The sequence below is a fragment of the Rhodobacter capsulatus genome, from assembly GCF_005144475.1.
Classification (GTDB): domain Bacteria; phylum Pseudomonadota; class Alphaproteobacteria; order Rhodobacterales; family Rhodobacteraceae; genus Rhodobacter; species Rhodobacter capsulatus_C.
Window position 1 is genome coordinate 1 of sequence record NZ_SWJZ01000038.1, and the last position, 15391, is coordinate 15391.

Genomic DNA, 15391 nt, shown 5'->3' on the forward strand with positions numbered 1-15391 from the left:
ATGCGCGCCGAGGTGCCGGGGCGGCGCGACGCGCGGCAGATCACGCTGTTCGATTCGGTCGGGTTCGCGATCGAGGATTTCTCGGCGCTGCGCTTCGTGCAGGAGCGCATCAGGGGCACCGATTTCTTCGAGCCGCTCGACATGCTCGCCGACCCCGATGACCCCCGCGACCTGTTCGGCATGCTCGATCGGGCAAAGTGAGCCGGAAAACGGCCGCAGGCCCGCGGATCGGGGGCGGGGGGCGCGCCGCAGTGAAGCGGCTTTCTTTCCTCAGCGACCGCGCCAGGCGTCGCGCTGAGAACGCCTCTCGCGGCGACACGCTCGAATGACCCTTTCAGGGACTTCATGGCATTGGCCTGCGCGCCCGGGTCCTGTGCCAGGCTTCAATCCTGGTGCGGCCCGGCACCAGCTGCACGGCGCGCAGATTTCCGCACCGAAAGATTGCAGTGTCGCCCCTGCAGAAGCTGGTGAGAACCGCCGTGCGCTGGGGCCACCGGAGAGCGACTCAACGCGGCGGAGGTCATGTCTTCAGGTCAATAGTCCTGTCCGGTCGGAGCGATCTGAGGAATTCCGGGTCATGACTGACGACCAGCACCGCCCCGTCATATGCCGTCAATGCCGCTTCCAGGGCGCCGATGCCGTCAAGATCAAGGTGATTGGTCGGCTCGTCCAGGATCAGAAGCGCGGGCGGCGGCGTGCCGCCAAGGACGCAGGCGAGACCCGCCCGCAGTCGCTCGCCCCCGCTCAGATCCGCTGCGCGGCGCAACGCGTCCTCGGCGCGGAACCCGAACCGCGCCAAGGCCGCATGCGCCATATGCGGCGTTGCAGCAGGGTTCAGCCCCAGGAAATTCTCGCGCAGGGGCAGGTCGGCCTTGAGCAAGCCAACATGCTGATCCAGCATGGCGAATGTGCCGAGGAGGTCCACCCGTCCGCCCTGCGGCGTAAGCTGGCCGGTGATCAGCTTGAGAAGCGTGGTCTTGCCACTGCCATTCGGTCCGGCGATGACGATCCGTTCGGGGCCGGTGACGGAGAATGACAGATCGCGGATCACCGGACGGTCCGGATCGTGGCCGCCCGTCACATGGTCCAAGCGCAGCACGGTCTTGCCGGAAGGCAGACCGGTCGGCGCGATCTGCATGCGAAAGGGCTCCAGCACCTCGATCTTTTCGCGCGCGGCGGCAAGTGTCTCTGTCGCCGCGTGGTGTCGGGCTTCGTGCAGGCGCGCCCCCGCGCCGCCCGAGGCTTCGGCGCGCTCTTTGGCGGCATCCATGAGGAGTTTCGGCTGATCGCCCTTCGCCCTTGCCTTGCGTCCGGCGCTGTCCTTGCGGGCCTTGCGCTCGGCCGCTTGTTGTGCGCGCCGCGCCGCCTCGGAGAGGGTCTTTTCGGCATGGCTTACGTCTCGCGACGCGGCGTCCAGCGCGGTTTCCTTTTGCTGCCGAAAGGCGGCGTAATTGCCGCCATATCGGGTCGCCCCAAGCGGCGTGAGCTCGACGATGGCATCCATTTCCGCCAACACCTCCCGATCATGGCTTACGATGATTGCCCCGCCTTTCCAGCCGCGCAGAAGATCGATCACCGCCTTGCGTCCGCCCCGGTCGAGGGTGTTCGTCGGCTCGTCCAGCAGAAGGAAATCGGGCTCCGCCAGGAGCAGCGCCGCAAGAGACGCCCTGCTGCGCTCTCCGCCGGAAAGCGTGGCAAGCCGGGTCTGTGGCGCGATCGCCAGACCGCAGTTGGCCAGCGCGGCATTGATCCGCGCGGGCAAGGTCCAATCGGCTGCGGCCAGATCCTCAAGGCGCGCCGCACCCGCCTCGGCACGGCGCAGAAGGTCAAGCGCCGCCTGCACGCCGAAGAGATCCGCGATGGTTTCGTCCGGGTGCTCCATCGCCTCCTGACGCATCATGGCCATGGACCCCGTCACGCGGATCTGACCGGAGGCCGGCCGCAGCTGCCCCGCGATCAGCCGCAGAAGCGTGCTCTTGCCGGTGCCGTTGCGGCCCACAAGGCCGGTGCGCTCGGAGCCGAAGGTCAGGGTCAGGTCGGAGAAAAGCGGCGTGCCGTCAGGGGTGACCCAGGACAGGCCGGAAAGCGAAACATGTGCAGGCATGGGACAGGACTTCTCGCAGCGACACCAAAGGGGGGAAGGCGGCGAAGATCCTGTCCATGTCGAAGGCGTCCCCCGGGCTGCGATGCCTTTCAATTTAGGGGCCTTCGCATCCGTTCACAAGAAGGGACTTGTGGCGTCGATCCGCAGCAACCGAAGACCGGCACCAGAGGCGGAAGACAGCGGCCGCGCCGCGCGGAGCCGCCGTGGATCTCGCCGTCAAAAGCTTCTACAAACCGCGCAGACGGCATTCGAAACTGGGCTACATCAGCCCCATCGAGTTCGAGGCCCGCACTATGCTAGCTTAACCCGTTGTCCACGAAACCGGCAGCAGGCCGAAGGGGCGCAGGAATGTGTTGTCCCCCTCGGTCATGAGGACATCCTCGGTCGAGCACGTGACCCTGCTGCGCCTCAAAGCCTGGGCGATCCTCCCCGCCAAGGATCAGCCGCGCGACCATCGCTTCTTCCGTTTGCCTGGCCTCGCCGCATGCTGCGCAGGGAACCGAACGCCCGGTCCTCAGATCATCGCGCGGACCCGGGCCGCCCGCCCCATCGCATCGGTCGAGATCGCATGGATCAGCGCGCGCGGACCCTGATCTCCGACCGCAAGCGCCGCGGATGCAAGCGCGCCGCCAAGACGATCCGTCATGTCCCAAAGCAGCTCGAGCGCCCGGCCCTTGGGCAAGCCGCATGCCCTTCCCTCAGCCTCGAAATGACGCGGGACGATCTCATCGATGCGGCAATGGCCGTCGATGGACATTGCGAGACGATAGCGCTCGCGCTGCAGACGCCCCGCCTGAACGACCGGCGCGACGCTCAGGATGTCATGAAGCGGTGCCAGCCTGAACCGGCCACGGCGCCCGAGACGCAAGCTGAAATTCTTCGCATGCCCATCCGAGGCACCGATCAGGAAGAAAAAGATCTGTGCCCGAAAAAAGGTTTCCCGGTCCGTCCCCGGATCATCGGATTCCCGCAACAGCTCCATGATCTCGCGTATCCCCGGCCCCCTGATATTTCCGCGACGACGGAAATCCCAGCGCCTGACAGAGGTCTTCCTGCGGGAGGCGCTTGAGAACCTCTCCCCGCCAGATCCGGTCGAAGCGCTCGACGGCAAGGGCCACCTGCCCGGGCAAGACCAGCTTGGCGACGGACGCGGCGGGCAAGCCGATCTCGCACGCCAGCGTCATGCAGAACAGCTCGTTTTCGACGCTGTCGCTCCGGTCGATCGCGTCAGGTCCGGGCAGAATGCTTGTCGGCGTCTTGAAGATATGGCTCGTGGGCGTGATGCCGCGTGGCTTCGCCCAATGCGCGCCGACACGAAGATAGGCGGTCTTTTCCTGCGCCCCGGCAATCGAGATCCTGAAATCGTCGTCCGCGCCCCGCGCAAGCGGGGCCGCGGCAAGGCTTTTCAGATCCGCAACCATCTCGGCTTCGGGAATTTCACGAAACTGCATGTGCTGATCGGCGGGCTCTTCCTCGGGCGGCAAGAACTGCAGGGCACCGACACAATCGCGCCCCAGGATCGACAAGAGCGAAAAGACGTCCTTGCCGGGCGCCCCGAGGCGCGCGACGATCTTTTCCCGCAGCTCGCCTTCGGCATCCGGAAGCAGGTTGTCGAAAGCGGCGATGACGGGATCCCCGCGCCACGTGCCTTGTGTCAGCGGCAGGACATTGGCGACCGGAAAGGCCAGATCTGAGTGAAGCCAGGCGGGGTCATAGCTGAAGCGGATGCCGCCATCCGACGCCCTGACAAGCAGGCCAACCCTTGCGCGATCATACCAGACGGCGGTCTTCGAGCGCCGCCCCCCCTGTCGAAGGCGTGCTGGTCTTGCCATGTCAGAACCGATCCCGATCGGAAAGACGATCGCTGACCGAAAGGTCAGACCCAAGCGCTTCGAGCAAGCGCAGATAGACATCGAGGCTGACAGACACGCCCCCCGTTTCGATGTCCGAGATCGTCGACTGCGCCGTTCCGGTGGCGGCGGCCAGGTCCTTTTGCGTCATCTTGCACGCGCGCCTCCGGGCGCGCAGGGCGAAGCCGGCTTGCCGCAGACTTCGGATACAATGCGTGGGCGACTCACTCATGGCCGCAGGCATAGCCCAGAGGCAATATAATCGAGATATCGTCTGCGGGCTAATTTTCGACCTTATCGCTTGGTGGCGATATTTCGGGCATATCGTCCTTGGGAGATAAAGATCCCCGCGACCGCAACCGCCGCATGGATCCCGATCCCCGGCAACTTCGCTGTGAGAGACGCGATGACCGTGACGCGCCAGCCGGGTTCGATAACGCCCTCGGGGTCATCGTCTTGCGCCGCCACCCGCACGCGCTGCGCATCTTGGACCTTGGCACTGGCGCCCATCCCGTCAAGGCGCGGGTCGGGCAGCGCACCGCTTTCCGCGATCAGCCGCTGGCCCGCTTCGCCCGTGTCGCGCACCGCGCGCAGCGCTTGCGTCAGCGCAAAGGCCGCCTCCTGCGCCTTCGACAAGGCCCGCGTTTCTGCCGTGAGGCTGGACAAGCCCGCCTCGATCTTGCGCGCCTGCAAAAAGCCAAAGAGCAGATTGAAGTGATCGCGGGCAAAGGCGTGCTGATCGACCTCGGCCCGGTCACGGCCCAGATCGTTCTTGTCCCAGCTGTTGTGCAGCGTCTCGCGTGTGCGGTCGAGAGCGACCGAGGACACGAGCTTCAGGTCGAACCCGGCGACGCCCAGATGATACATCAGCACGCGATGATAATTGGCGGTGGCTTCAAAACCGATGCGCGCTGGCAGGCCGTATTCCTGCAAGATCGCGATCAGGCGCATGAAGTCATCGGTGCTGTTGGTGATCGTCAGGCGTCGGCGGCGCCTCTTGCCCGGGACGGCAATCAGCACCTCGTGCCGGGGTTTGGAAAGGCCGATGCCTGCCAGAACACGGGCACCCGAAGCATGCTCACCCTTGGTCATGGCCGGTCTCCTCTGTGGTGTGGTTCGCAAAACCACCATAGAGACCCGGCTATGACCGCCTGGCTCGCGCAATTTGGGAGGCTGCGCAGGCGGCCAGAACCTTCAACAGCGTGTCATTCCCGACATGCCATGGCCCGGAATACATCAGCTCCACGCTGATCAGCTGGGCCGAGAAGCAGGGCATTGCGCTGAACCACATCCAGCCCGGCAAGCCACAGTGAGACACGCCTATGTCGAGCGTTACAACAGGGCCGTCCGCGATGACTGGCTCGACCAATACATCTTTGACACCATCGAGGAGGCGCAGCAGATCGCAACCGACTGGCTATGGACTTACCCCAACGAGCGCCGCGACATGGGCGTCGGCGGCATGACACCCGCCCGGAAACTGACGATGGCTGCCTGAAGTCGACTTCTCTCCCTTGTTAAAATGAGGAGGATGGCCCGCGCAGGGAATTTCCAACGTCATGACGCCCCGGGCGTTCCCCGATCCTGGCTCAAACGCTGCAGGTGACGTTCCAGGATCGCGGCGGCGCCCTTTGCGTCGCGGCGGCGGATCGCGGCCATGATGCCATGGTGATCGTTGTCGATCCGTGGGCGCCAGCGCGCCCGGTAGTGGATAAGGATATAACGCGCCGCAAGATTTTGCATGTTCTCGACCGTTTCCAGCAGCCGCGGCATCTCGCAGGCCGCGTAGATCTGCATGTGGAAGGCGCGGTTCATCTCCTCCCAGTCATAGATGTTGGACGCCTGATCACAGGCCTCGCGCAGCCGGTCGGCCTCGCGCACCTGCGCAGAGGTCAGATGCGGGACGGAATGCAGAAGCGTCAGCGGCTCCAGCGCCAGACGCATCAGTTTCAGCTCGCGCTGCGCCAGCGGATCCAGCGGCGCAACCTGCACGCCCTTGTTGTGTTGCGACACCACCAGCCCGCGCGCGGCAAGCTTCAGCAGCGCCTCGCGCACGGGGACGTGACTGACACCGAATTCCGCCGCCACATAATCCTGCCGCAGACGCTCGCCCGCGATCAGCTCGCCGCGGATGATGCGGCGGGCGATTTCGTCGGCGATCAGCTGCGGGGTGGGCGAAACGGGCATGAAAGGCGGGATCCGAAGGGATTTCAACGGCGAGAGCGCCGGTCAGCACCTGCGCGCCATACAGTAAGACGGACGATAGGTCAAAGTTGTCGGTCCGGCCCGGTTCATCTGCCGCATCAGCGCGCGCAGGCCCGGCGCCGACAGATGGCCCGCCCGCAGCCCGTTCACCCCCGTCGCGCGCAGATGCGCCATCAGCGCGCGGGCGTCGGGGAAGGACAGTTCGAGGCTCTCGTCCCAGGCGGCGAGGACCTGCATCCCCGCGGGCAGATCGGCGCAAAGACCGTCGGCATCGCGATAGCCGGGTGCCCCGGGCGGCAGGCCCAGCCCGGCCAGTTCGGGAAAGTTCCCCGGCCCGAAACTGCTGACCGCCAAGATGCCACCCGGGCGCAGCGCACGGGCGGACTTGTGCAGAAGTGCCGCCGGATCGGCAAGCCATTGCAGCATCGAGGCCGAGGCGATCAGATCCAGCTCCGCGGGAAAGCGCAAGGCCGCCGCATCGCCGGGCAGCGCCTGCACCCGGGTTGCATCGGGCCAGCGCAGCACGGGCGGCGGCGCGACAAGATCGTTCAGCCAGATCTCCTCGGGGGCAAGCCGCGCAAGCTGGCGCGTCAGAAACCCGGTGCCATGGCCCAGTTCCAGCATCCGCGCCGCGGGGGCGACGAGCGGTGCGATCCGGGCCGCCAGCCGGTCGGCGATCTGCGCCTGCGCCGTGGCGGCGGTGCCGTAGCTTGCCAGATGACGGGCAAAGCCCGTGGCGATGCGCGGGATCATCCGGTGATCTCCTGCCAGTCGCGCCAGCGGGCGAAGGGGCTGTGGCCGCCCGCGATCCAGTCGATCTCTGCGCCCGGCCAGGCGGCGGCCATCGCGGCGCGGGGAAAGATGCGATCCCCGGTCGCGGCAAGGATACGGTCGAAAGCCGGGGCGGGGGCGGCCGGGCGGCTGGCCAGCGCGCGCAGTTCCGCGGCAAGGGCCGCGATCTCGGCCCCGGACGGCACGGCGGCCCCGGCGCGGCGGGAAAATTGGTCAAGGCTCTGCGGGCTCAGCCCGGCAAGGGTGGCGTCATAGACCGCGGGGCCGATCACCGCGCGCGGATCGGGGGCGCCGCAGATCGCCACGGCGCGCTCTGGCCGCAGCCGCGGCAGATGCCGGGCGGCGACGGCCACGCCCATCGAATAGGCGACGACGGTCAGGCGGTTGGAGGGGGTCCAAAGCGCCTTTGGCAGGGTTTCGTCGCGATAATCCGACAGCACCAGAACATCCGCCGCGCCACTCAGATGCCGGAGCGGATCGAGCCCCACCGCCCAGCCCGCGAAGACCAGGATCAGATCCGCGCTTCCCCGCCGTTGCAGCCAGTCTGCCCGCATCACAGCCCCCCGGCGATCATCCGCATCGCGGCGCTGACGCGGCTCAGATCGTCCGGCCCGATCGTCAGCGGCGGCATCGCGTAAAGAAGCCGGCCGAAGGGGCGCAGCCAGACGCCGGTTTGCGCGCAAAAGCGGTGGATCGGGTCCAGCGGCAGGGGGGCTTTCATCTCGATCACGCCGATGCCGCCCAGACAGCGGACATCGGCCACCCCCGCAAACCCGCGCGCAGGCGCCAGCTCTTGCGTGAGCTGCGCCTCGATCCGCCGCGCCTCGGCCGACCAGTCGTGGCCTTGCCACAGATCCATCGCCGCCGCCGCCACCGCGCAGGCGAGCGGATTGGCCATGAAGGTCGGCCCGTGCATCAAGGCGCCCACGCGCCCGGCCAGATCGCGGGTTGCGACCGTCGCGGCAAGGCTCATCATCCCGCCGGTCAGCGCCTTGCCCAGACAAAGGATATCGGGCACCACCCCGGCCTTGTGCAGCGCGAAATCGCTGCCGGTGCGGCTGAAACCGGTGGCGATCTCGTCGAAGATCAGCGCGATGTCATGGCGGTTACAAAGCGCCCGCAGACCCTGCAGATAGGCGGGGTGGTAGAAATGCATCCCGCTGGCGCCCTGCACCACCGGCTCGAGGATGAAGGCGGCGATCTGATCGCCATGCCGCTCGAAAAGCGCTTCGACCTCGGCCAGACCGTTCAGCCGGCCCTCGTCCGGCCAGTCGGCGCCATAGGCCACCGGCGGGCGGGCGACGAAATGTTGCGGCGCGATGGCGCGGCCGAAATGGGCATGCATCCCGGCCTCCGGGTCGCACAGGCTCATCGCCGTCCAGGTGTCGCCGTGATAGCCGCCGCGCGCCGTGGCCAGACGGGTGCGCCCCCGCCGCCCCTGCGCCAGCTGCGCCTGAATGGCCATCTTCACCGCCACCTCGACCGCGACCGAGCCGCTGTCGGAGTAAAACACCTGATCCAGCCCCTCGGGCAGGGCCTTGACCAGACGGCGGGTCAGCTCGATGGCGGGGCGATGCGTCAGCCCGCCGAACATCACATGCGGCAGGGTCGCGGCCTGATCCTGCAGCGCCTTCACCAGCGGCTCGGGCGCATGGCCGAAGGCGGTGCACCACCAGGACGACATCGCGTCGATCATCCGCCGCCCATCTTCCAGTGTCAGCCAGATCCCCTTGGCGGCGACGATCTTGTGCTGCGGCGCGGCGGTGAACCGCGCCGTGTAGGGATGCCAGACATGGGCGGCATCAAAGGCCAGATCGTCGGTCACAGCGCCCCCCGGATCATTGTCAGGTCGATGCCGCGGAAGGCCTTGGCCAGCGTCGCCCGGCTCAGATCGGGCAGGTGCGGCAGACGGCCAAGCGCGGGCAGACCGGCCAGACGGCAGATCGTGTCCTGACTGTCGCGGACCTCCGCGCCGATGAAGGCCACGCCCAGCACCGGCACGCGGCGGGCGCGCAACGCCTCGATCGTCAGAAGGCTGTGGTTGATCGTGCCCAAGCTCGTGCGCGCCACCACGATCACCGGCGCCTGCCAGTCCGCCATCTGATCGGCGTAAAGCCTGCGCCCGGCCAGCGGCACCAGCGCGCCGCCCGCCCCCTCGATGACCAGCGGGCCGGGCAGATCGGGCAGGGGCAGGGGCCCGATCTCGACCCCGTCGAGCGCCGCGGCAAGATGCGGCGAGGCCGGGCTGCGCAGCCGGTAAGCCTCGGGCAGGGTCGGGCAGCCGGTGAGCCGCGCCACCGTCTCGCGGTCGGTCTCCTCCGCCAGCCCGGCCTGAACCGGTTTCCAATAGGTGCCCTGCAGCGCCAGCGTCAGCCCGGCGCTGAAGACGGTCTTGCCGATGCCGGTATCGGTGCCGGTGATCACCAGGGCAGAGGTCATCGCAGGCCCCCGATCCGCAGGGTGGCCAGCGCGTCGAACAGCGCGTCAATGTCGGAAAGCTGCAACCCGCCGGTGAGCGAAAGGCGCAGCCGCGCCGTGCCCTTGGGCACGGTCGGCGGGCGGATGGCGCGCAGATCGAACCCCGCCTGGTGCAGCGCCTGCGCGGCCTGCAGCGCGGCGAAATCCGTGCCCAGGATCAGCGGCAGGATCTGGCTTTGCCCCGGGTCCAGCCCGATCTGTGCCGCGCGCAGCTGCGCCTGCGCCCGCAGGGCCGCCGCATGGGCGCGCAGCCCGGGCCGCGCGGGCAAGAGCCGCAGCGCCGCCCGCACCGCCGCCGCCAGCAAGGGCGAGGGGGCGGTGGCATAGAGGAAGGGCCGGGCGCGGTTCACCAGCGTCTCGATCACCACCCGATCGGCGCAGACCAGCGCGCCGCTTGCCCCAAGCGCCTTGCCGCAGGTATGCACGACGATCAGCGCCAGATCGCCCGTCTCGGGCGCCAGACCGCGCCCGTCGCGGCCGTAAAGCCCGGTCGCATGCGCCTCGTCCAGGATCAACACGGCATCTTCGCGCCGCGCAAGGGCGGCGAAATCGTCCACGGGGGCGAAATCGCCCTCCATCGAATAAAGCGTCTCAAGCGCGATCCAGACCCGGCCGCGCCCACCCGCCGCCCGCCAGAGCCGGATCTGATCGGCCGCATCCTGCGGGTCATTGTGGCGAAAGCTGCGCGCCTCGGCCGCGCCCAGCCGCAGCCCCTCATGCGCGCTGGCATGGATCAGCGCATCATGCAGCACCAGATCCCCCGCCATCGGCAGCGTCGCAAAGACCGCCTGATTGGCCTGAAACCCGCCGCCCATGAAAAGACAGGCCTCGGCGCCGAAAAACGCGGCGGCCTCATGCTCCAGCGCGACAAATTCCGGGTCATTGCCGCGCAGAAGCCGCGATCCGCCCGCCCCCACGGCGACCCCGCGCGCCAAAGCCTCGGCCACCGCCTGCGCCAGATCCGCCGAGGCCCGCAGGCCAAGGTAATCGTTCGAGGCGAAATCAAGCCCCCGCGCCGGGGTCAGCGCCCGCGCCCGCCCGCGTTCGGCCATGCGGGCAAGGCGCTCGGCATGGCGGGGATAAGGGCTCATGCCGCATCCCCGCAGGCGCGCGCCGCCTCGGGTTGCAACCCGAGCTTGGCGAACAGCCGGGCATCGGCGCTGTCATCGGGGTTTTCGGCGGTCAGAAGCGTGTCGCCGACGAAGATCGAATTCGCCCCGGCAAAGAAGCACATCGCCTGCAGCTCGTCCGACATCGCGCTGCGCCCGGCCGAAAGCCGCACGTAGGATTTCGGCATCAGGATCCGGGCGGTGGCGATGGTGCGGACCATCTCGATCGGGTCGAGCGGCGCGACATCGGCCAAGGGCGTGTCGGCCATCGGCATCAGCATGTTGATCGGGACCGACTGCGGCGGCTCGGGCAGATCGGCCAGCGTCTGGAGCATGCTGATGCGGTCCTCGGCGGTCTCGCCCATGCCGACGATCCCGCCCGAGCAGACATTGATCCCCGCCGCGCGGACGCGGTCCAGCGTGTCGAGCCGGTCGGCAAAGCTGTGGGTGGAGATGACCGAGGGGTAAAAGCGCTCCGAAGTGTCGATATTGTGGTTGTAGTAATCCAGCCCCGCGGCCTTCAGCTGCCGCACCTGCGCGTCATCCAGCATGCCCAGCGTCATGCAGGTTTCCAGCCCGAGCGCCTTCACCCCCTCGACCATCGCCAGAACTGCGGGCATGTCGCGGGCCTTGGGCGAACGCCAGGCCGCGCCCATGCAATAGCGCGTGGCCCCCGCCTCCTTGGCCTTTTGCGCCTCGGCCAGAACCTTCTGCACCTCCATCAGCTTCGCGGCGGAAAGTTTCGAGCCATTGCGCCCCGATTGCGCGCAATAGGCGCAATCCTCGCCGCAGCCGCCGGTCTTGATCGACAGAAGCTTGGCGCACTGGATGCGGTTCGGGTCGAAATTCTGCCGATGCACGCTTTGCGCGCGGAACAGAAGATCCATCAGCGGCAGGGTGTAAAGGTCTTGGGCTGGGCTTTGCATGGCGATCCTCCTGGCTGTCGAGATCAGGGGATCGCAAATCCGCCGCGGCCTCAATTTTGAAAGCTATCTATGATCCTGCCGCCCGGCCCTGAATTTATCCCTATTCCTGTCAGGCACTTGCCTGTGTTTTCGCCGATCCTGCCCGCACCGGTCCTGCGCCTCTCCTGACTATAATATATAATCCGGCACCGGCGGCCGGATCGGCACCGGCGCTTGCCATCGTCAGAGGTGGTGATCACCGTGCAGATCTGCGCCTGACAAAAGCGCGGCCGCAGACCCCGCGCAGGAATTGGCTGACGCCGAGGTCATGTGGCGATGTCCGCCCCCAGCCGGGCGAGCCTGGCGACATCGCGGCTGAGGTCGAGATCCCCCGTCTCGAGCGCATGGAGCGGAACCCACCGGACTTCAAGGGCATCATCCCCGGCAACCGGCTCTCCGGCGACCCAGGAACACAGGACCGCCACCAGGACATGGTGATGACGCAGGGCGCCGGTCTCGTCGCGATCGAACGCATCGACCGCGGTGAAAACCTTCCGCGCCGTCGCATCTATCCCGGTTTCTTCGAAAAGCTCGCGGAGCGCGGCCTGTTCAAGGGACTCTCCAAGCTCCACCTTGCCGCCGGGAAAACCCCAGGTGCCGGCCTCGGGCGGGTTTGCGCGCCGCACGAGGAGCACATGCCCCGCCTTGAAAACCGTTGCGATCGTCGCGACGATCGGACGGCGGGCCGCTTGCGCGGGCTCGATGCCGTGCTTTTCCGCTGCCATGCGTAACCCTCTGGCAAAGACTGGTTCGACCCTGCCCGACGGAAACGGGGCCGCGTGCAGGACAGCGCATCCGGCCGGGATTGGCAAATCTTTCGGCGGTGTCGGCCCGCGTTTCACCGGCGGCGCGGGCCGAAGACCGCTGTCAGCGATGCGCCAGATACTCCGCCGACACATAGCCCGAGATGCCGGGCTTGTCGGTGAGGAAGACCCGGCACCAGACCTTGCCCTTGCGTGTCACGCAGGCCTGACGGGTCAGGCGCGTGCCATCGGGCAGGCCGATGATGATCCGGGAGTTGAGGCCCGGGCCCTCGCGCAGCTTGAGCAGATCATCCGGCCCGGCCCCCTTGACCACCGCGCCGGTTCCGACCGCGCATCCGGCCGCGAGGATGAGGGCGAAGAGAGCCGCAAAATGAAGTCGCATGATCTGTCCTGACTCGTTTCGTCCTCCATACGACACCGCCGCGCCGAAGGACAGCGCAGAGCCGCCCGGCCGCGTCAGGGCCGGGGCGGGGCGATCCCGCCCGCAGGCACCGGCCGCTTGGCACGCCGTCCGCACCTGCGCCGCGCAACGAATCTCTTGCCTTAAATCTACACCTAACGTAAGAAGCGATTGTCCGAGGGATCGGGCGAGTGAATTATCGATTTGGCAACGTATGGGAGAGTTGCATGAAACTTGTTGTAGGGAACCGGTTCCGCGAATTTGCGCAGGCGACCGATGCGCTTCTGGCGCGGGACGCGCTGGAGGCCTTTGTCGCCGGATCGGCCGGTGACATGTATCTGGGGCAGGGCGTGTCGGAAGAAGACGCGCAGATCGTGACTTTGCTGGGGGTCGCCTCCGGGTTGCGCATCCGGCGCGAGGGCACCGGCGAACGTCGGGCCAGCCGCGAGGTCTCGCACAAGCATCGCATTGAAAATCGGCTCATTTCTCATCCCCGCCCGGTGGATGCGGACATTTTCGAAGCGGATCTTCTGGTCGATGACCGCAACGAGATCATGTCCGATCATGTGACGGGCTGCCATTTGCAGGGGATGCTTCTGATCGAAGCGACGCGGCAGATGTTCATTGCGGTGGGGGAAACGCAATATGCCCATCTGGGCGTGCCGCGGAACGGCTATGTCGTCTTTGATCGCATCGAAACCCGGTTCGAGCAATTTGCCTTCCCGTTGCCCGCGCGGCTGCGCCAGACGGTGACCGAGGCGACGCCCCAGCGCGGCGATCGGGTGAAATTCGCCGCGCAGATCGAGATCTTCCAGCCGCAAGGGCGTGTGGCGGTGTCCGAGGTGAGCTACACGATCTTCGATGCGGAGGTTCTGGCGCCGAAAGAGCGGAAACTGGCGCAGCGTGCGGTGGAAGCCGCGTTGGGCGCGCAGGCGGCGGCCGTGGCCAAGCCGGAACGTCGGTCCGCGCAGGCGCAACTGACACGCGCCGAGGCCTGAGCCATGATGCAATCAGATTGCAGGGCAGGCGCTTTCGCCTTCTTCGACGTCGACGAAACGCTCGTCGCCGAAAAGACGATGTTCACGATTCTGGCGCAGATCGGCCATCATCTGCCGGGCTATGACGCACGCGCCCATGCGGCGGCGACGGTGCAGCTGCGCCGCGACGGCGCCGACCGGGCCCGGGTGAACCGCTTCTTTTACAGCGGCCTGAAGGGGTTGGAGGCGTCCCTGGTGCGCGCTGTCGCGCAGGATTACGTCGCGGCGCGTCTGGCGGAAAACGCCACCCGCCCGTTTCTGATCGAAGGGGCGGTGGCGCATATGCAGGCGCTGGCGCGCCGGGGCGTTGCTCCGGTGTTCGTGTCCGGGTCCGCGCGCTGGTTCGTCGAGCCGATCGCGCGGGCGCTGGCGGTTCCGCATGTTCTGGCGACGGAGCTGGCGGTGGACGACGGCGGCAGGCTGACCGGCGCGCTGGCGGGCGACTGCATGATCGGCCCCGGCAAGCGCCGCGCGGTCGAGACGTTCCTGCAGCGGCAGGACACCGATGCCGGGGCCTGTTTCGGTCTGGGGGATCATCCGTCAGATGTCGATTTCCTGTCCCTCCTCGGGCATCCGGCCTTTGTCGCCGGGAACGAGGACGCCGAAGCGATCGCGCGCCGGAATGGCTGGCCGCTGATCCCGAACGCCTGTTTCGAGGAGGTCTGAGACGATGCAGATTTACATCCAACGCCTGCCCCGCATGGTGATCCTCGGGGGGCTCGCCGCCTGGATGAGCATTGCGGCGCTCAACAACATCACGGACACGGCCACCAACCTGTTCCATCTGGACGTGATGACCTCCATGGAGCTGCTCAAGCAGGATGCGCTGCTTGGAAACGGGCTGGAATGGCGGGCGCTTGGCCAGGGCTCGGGGGCGATTTTCCTCTCGGGAGTCGTTCTGTGGCAAATGCTTACCGCGGCGGCCTTGTGGTGGGCGGCGCAGGACGCAGCACGGGGCGTCATCGGGCGTTGCGATGCGGCCAGGCTCTCGTTGTCGGGAAATCTGGCCCTGTCCATGTTTCTGGCGATGTGGCTGAGCTTCCTCTGCGGCGGGCTCTGGTTCGGCTACTGGATGAAGCAGGGCGCCATACAGGGCGTCCATCTGAGCCTCGTCATCCTCTCGCTGGCCGCCCTGCACATCATCAATCTGCCCGCGGGCGAACCGCTGCGCCTCTTTCGCAAAAGCGCGGCGGTGCCCGCCGCCTGAGCCGCCCTTGTCAGGTCGACATTCGTCCGATATCTTCACCTGACGTTAGAAAAGGAAAAGACATGACCGGCACAGCCATGAAGATCGGGGACCTCGCCAAACGGGCCGGTGTCAGCCATCGTACCATCCACTACTATGAATCGCGCGGCCTGATCGCGCCGATGCAGCGCGACGGCGCCTCGCATCGGATGTATGAGGAAGAGGCCCTGCAGCGGCTCGAAAAAATCTCGGCGCTCAAGCATCTTGGGCTTTCGCTTGACGAGATCGAGGAGGTGCTGGATCTCTATTTCGAAGACACGGAAAGCCACCTTGAGGGCAAGAAACGTGTGATCGAGATCCTCAGGGCGCAGTTGGCGAAAACCGATGCGCAGATCGACGAGCTGGCGCAGTTCCGCAGCGATCTGATCCGCAACATCCGCCACATGGAACGCCTGTATCAAGAGGCCCATCCCCGGCAAACTGCCTGACTCCAAGGGGCGT

Annotated in this window: 16 protein-coding genes and 4 pseudogenes; 6 read left to right on the forward strand and 14 right to left on the reverse strand. The window is 66.9% G+C overall.

The genetic code is table 11. The features are described from left to right. A pseudogene (locus tag FBT96_RS09835) lies at window positions 1–201 on the forward strand (ornithine cyclodeaminase); the annotation flags it as partial. Window positions 202–520: 319 nt separating this feature from the next. Here the strand turns inward: FBT96_RS09835 and FBT96_RS09840 are convergent. The 5 genes and pseudogenes from FBT96_RS09840 to FBT96_RS09855 all read right to left on the reverse strand — a co-directional run. After that, a complete protein-coding gene (locus tag FBT96_RS09840) occupies window positions 521–2104 on the reverse strand; it encodes an ABC-F family ATP-binding cassette domain-containing protein (protein ID WP_136906164.1) in 1584 nt (527 codons plus the stop codon). Between the two features lie 514 nt (window positions 2105–2618). After that, window positions 2619–2750 carry a hypothetical protein gene (locus FBT96_RS21450; protein ID WP_283234925.1) on the reverse strand — a complete coding sequence of 44 codons (132 nt, stop codon included), beginning with the start codon at window positions 2748–2750 and terminating at the stop codon, window positions 2619–2621. Window positions 2751–2798: 48 nt separating this feature from the next. Beyond that, window positions 2799–4017 (reverse strand): annotated as a pseudogene (locus tag FBT96_RS09845) (HipA domain-containing protein); the annotation flags it as partial. Further along, complete coding sequence (locus tag FBT96_RS09850; protein ID WP_346655939.1) at window positions 3938–4198, reverse strand: helix-turn-helix domain-containing protein; 261 nt, start codon at window positions 4196–4198, stop codon at window positions 3938–3940. The pseudogene FBT96_RS09845 and the gene FBT96_RS09850, both read right to left, overlap by 80 nt. Window positions 4199–4719: 521 nt before the next feature. Beyond that, window positions 4720–5046 (reverse strand): annotated as a pseudogene (locus FBT96_RS09855) (IS110 family transposase); the annotation flags it as partial. Window positions 5047–5174: 128 nt separating this feature from the next. Between FBT96_RS09855 and FBT96_RS09860 the strand changes: the two are divergent. Further along, a pseudogene (locus tag FBT96_RS09860) lies at window positions 5175–5452 on the forward strand (integrase core domain-containing protein); the annotation flags it as partial. Window positions 5453–5511: 59 nt separating this feature from the next. Here FBT96_RS09860 and FBT96_RS09865 read toward each other — a convergent pair. The 9 genes from FBT96_RS09865 to FBT96_RS09905 all read right to left on the reverse strand — a co-directional run bounded on the left by FBT96_RS09865 (window position 5512) and on the right by FBT96_RS09905 (window position 12649). Beyond that, a complete protein-coding gene (locus FBT96_RS09865) occupies window positions 5512–6141 on the reverse strand; it encodes a GntR family transcriptional regulator (protein WP_136906169.1) in 630 nt (209 codons plus the stop codon). 42 nt (window positions 6142–6183) lie between these two features. After that, window positions 6184–6912, reverse strand: a complete 729-nt coding sequence (locus FBT96_RS09870; protein ID WP_136906172.1) for a methyltransferase domain-containing protein — start codon at window positions 6910–6912, stop codon at window positions 6184–6186. After that, window positions 6909–7505 (reverse strand): pimeloyl-ACP methyl esterase BioG family protein, encoded by a 597-nt coding sequence (locus FBT96_RS09875; protein WP_136906174.1) that lies wholly within the window; start codon window positions 7503–7505, stop codon window positions 6909–6911. The genes FBT96_RS09870 and FBT96_RS09875 overlap by 4 nt, the downstream gene beginning before the upstream one ends. Further along, window positions 7505–8776 carry an adenosylmethionine--8-amino-7-oxononanoate transaminase gene (gene bioA / locus FBT96_RS09880; RefSeq protein ID WP_136906176.1) on the reverse strand — a complete coding sequence of 424 codons (1272 nt, stop codon included), beginning with the start codon at window positions 8774–8776 and terminating at the stop codon, window positions 7505–7507. Before bioA ends, FBT96_RS09875 begins: the two co-directional genes overlap by 1 nt. Further along, on the reverse strand, window positions 8773–9390 hold the full coding sequence (gene bioD / locus FBT96_RS09885) for a dethiobiotin synthase (RefSeq protein ID WP_136906178.1): 618 nt from the start codon (window positions 9388–9390) through the stop codon (window positions 8773–8775). The genes bioA and bioD overlap by 4 nt, the downstream gene beginning before the upstream one ends. After that, on the reverse strand, window positions 9387–10520 hold the full coding sequence (locus tag FBT96_RS09890; RefSeq protein WP_136906180.1) for an aminotransferase class I/II-fold pyridoxal phosphate-dependent enzyme: 1134 nt from the start codon (window positions 10518–10520) through the stop codon (window positions 9387–9389). The genes bioD and FBT96_RS09890 overlap by 4 nt, the downstream gene beginning before the upstream one ends. After that, window positions 10517–11464, reverse strand: coding sequence for a biotin synthase BioB (bioB, locus tag FBT96_RS09895; RefSeq protein ID WP_136906182.1), 948 nt, complete (start codon window positions 11462–11464; stop codon window positions 10517–10519). The genes FBT96_RS09890 and bioB overlap by 4 nt, the downstream gene beginning before the upstream one ends. 305 nt (window positions 11465–11769) lie before the next feature. Further along, window positions 11770–12228, reverse strand: a complete 459-nt coding sequence (locus tag FBT96_RS09900) for an NUDIX hydrolase (RefSeq protein ID WP_136906184.1) — start codon at window positions 12226–12228, stop codon at window positions 11770–11772. Between the two features lie 142 nt (window positions 12229–12370). Continuing rightward, on the reverse strand, window positions 12371–12649 hold the full coding sequence (locus tag FBT96_RS09905) for an SH3 domain-containing protein (protein WP_136906186.1): 279 nt from the start codon (window positions 12647–12649) through the stop codon (window positions 12371–12373). A 245-nt stretch (window positions 12650–12894) separates the two neighbouring features. Here FBT96_RS09905 and FBT96_RS09910 point away from each other — a divergent pair, with 245 nt between their 5' ends. The 4 genes from FBT96_RS09910 to FBT96_RS09925 all read left to right on the forward strand — a co-directional run bounded on the left by FBT96_RS09910 (window position 12895) and on the right by FBT96_RS09925 (window position 15378). Next, entirely contained in the window at window positions 12895–13665 is a 771-nt protein-coding gene (locus FBT96_RS09910) for an AfsA-related hotdog domain-containing protein (protein ID WP_136906188.1), read from the forward strand. 3 nt (window positions 13666–13668) lie between these two features. After that, window positions 13669–14370 carry an HAD family hydrolase gene (locus FBT96_RS09915; protein ID WP_136906190.1) on the forward strand — a complete coding sequence of 234 codons (702 nt, stop codon included), beginning with the start codon at window positions 13669–13671 and terminating at the stop codon, window positions 14368–14370. A gap of 4 nt (window positions 14371–14374) precedes the next feature. Continuing rightward, the gene (locus FBT96_RS09920) at window positions 14375–14911 is read left to right on the forward strand and encodes a DUF2165 family protein (RefSeq protein ID WP_136906192.1); all 537 of its coding nucleotides are present in this window, start codon (window positions 14375–14377) and stop codon (window positions 14909–14911) included. 62 nt (window positions 14912–14973) lie between these two features. Then, complete coding sequence (locus tag FBT96_RS09925) at window positions 14974–15378, forward strand: helix-turn-helix domain-containing protein (RefSeq protein ID WP_249306417.1); 405 nt, start codon at window positions 14974–14976, stop codon at window positions 15376–15378. Window positions 15379–15391: the final 13 nt, after the last annotated feature.

Coding starts and splice junctions, on each gene's coding strand:
- FBT96_RS09840 (WP_136906164.1), bottom strand. CDS start 2,104: ATGCCTGCACATGTTTCGCTTTCCGGCCTGTCCTGGGTCACCCCTGAC.
- FBT96_RS21450 (WP_283234925.1), bottom strand. CDS start 2,750: ATGACGGATCGTCTTGGCGGCGCGCTTGCATCCGCGGCGCTTGCGGTC.
- FBT96_RS09850 (WP_346655939.1), bottom strand. CDS start 4,198: ATGCCTGCGGCCATGAGTGAGTCGCCCACGCATTGTATCCGAAGTCTG.
- FBT96_RS09865 (WP_136906169.1), bottom strand. CDS start 6,141: ATGCCCGTTTCGCCCACCCCGCAGCTGATCGCCGACGAAATCGCCCGC.
- FBT96_RS09870 (WP_136906172.1), bottom strand. CDS start 6,912: ATGATCCCGCGCATCGCCACGGGCTTTGCCCGTCATCTGGCAAGCTAC.
- FBT96_RS09875 (WP_136906174.1), bottom strand. CDS start 7,505: ATGCGGGCAGACTGGCTGCAACGGCGGGGAAGCGCGGATCTGATCCTG.
- bioD (WP_136906178.1), bottom strand. CDS start 9,390: ATGACCTCTGCCCTGGTGATCACCGGCACCGATACCGGCATCGGCAAG.
- FBT96_RS09890 (WP_136906180.1), bottom strand. CDS start 10,520: ATGAGCCCTTATCCCCGCCATGCCGAGCGCCTTGCCCGCATGGCCGAA.
- bioB (WP_136906182.1), bottom strand. CDS start 11,464: ATGCAAAGCCCAGCCCAAGACCTTTACACCCTGCCGCTGATGGATCTT.
- FBT96_RS09900 (WP_136906184.1), bottom strand. CDS start 12,228: ATGGCAGCGGAAAAGCACGGCATCGAGCCCGCGCAAGCGGCCCGCCGT.
- FBT96_RS09905 (WP_136906186.1), bottom strand. CDS start 12,649: ATGCGACTTCATTTTGCGGCTCTCTTCGCCCTCATCCTCGCGGCCGGA.
- FBT96_RS09910 (WP_136906188.1), top strand. CDS start 12,895: ATGAAACTTGTTGTAGGGAACCGGTTCCGCGAATTTGCGCAGGCGACC.
- FBT96_RS09915 (WP_136906190.1), top strand. CDS start 13,669: ATGATGCAATCAGATTGCAGGGCAGGCGCTTTCGCCTTCTTCGACGTC.
- FBT96_RS09920 (WP_136906192.1), top strand. CDS start 14,375: ATGCAGATTTACATCCAACGCCTGCCCCGCATGGTGATCCTCGGGGGG.
- FBT96_RS09925 (WP_249306417.1), top strand. CDS start 14,974: ATGACCGGCACAGCCATGAAGATCGGGGACCTCGCCAAACGGGCCGGT.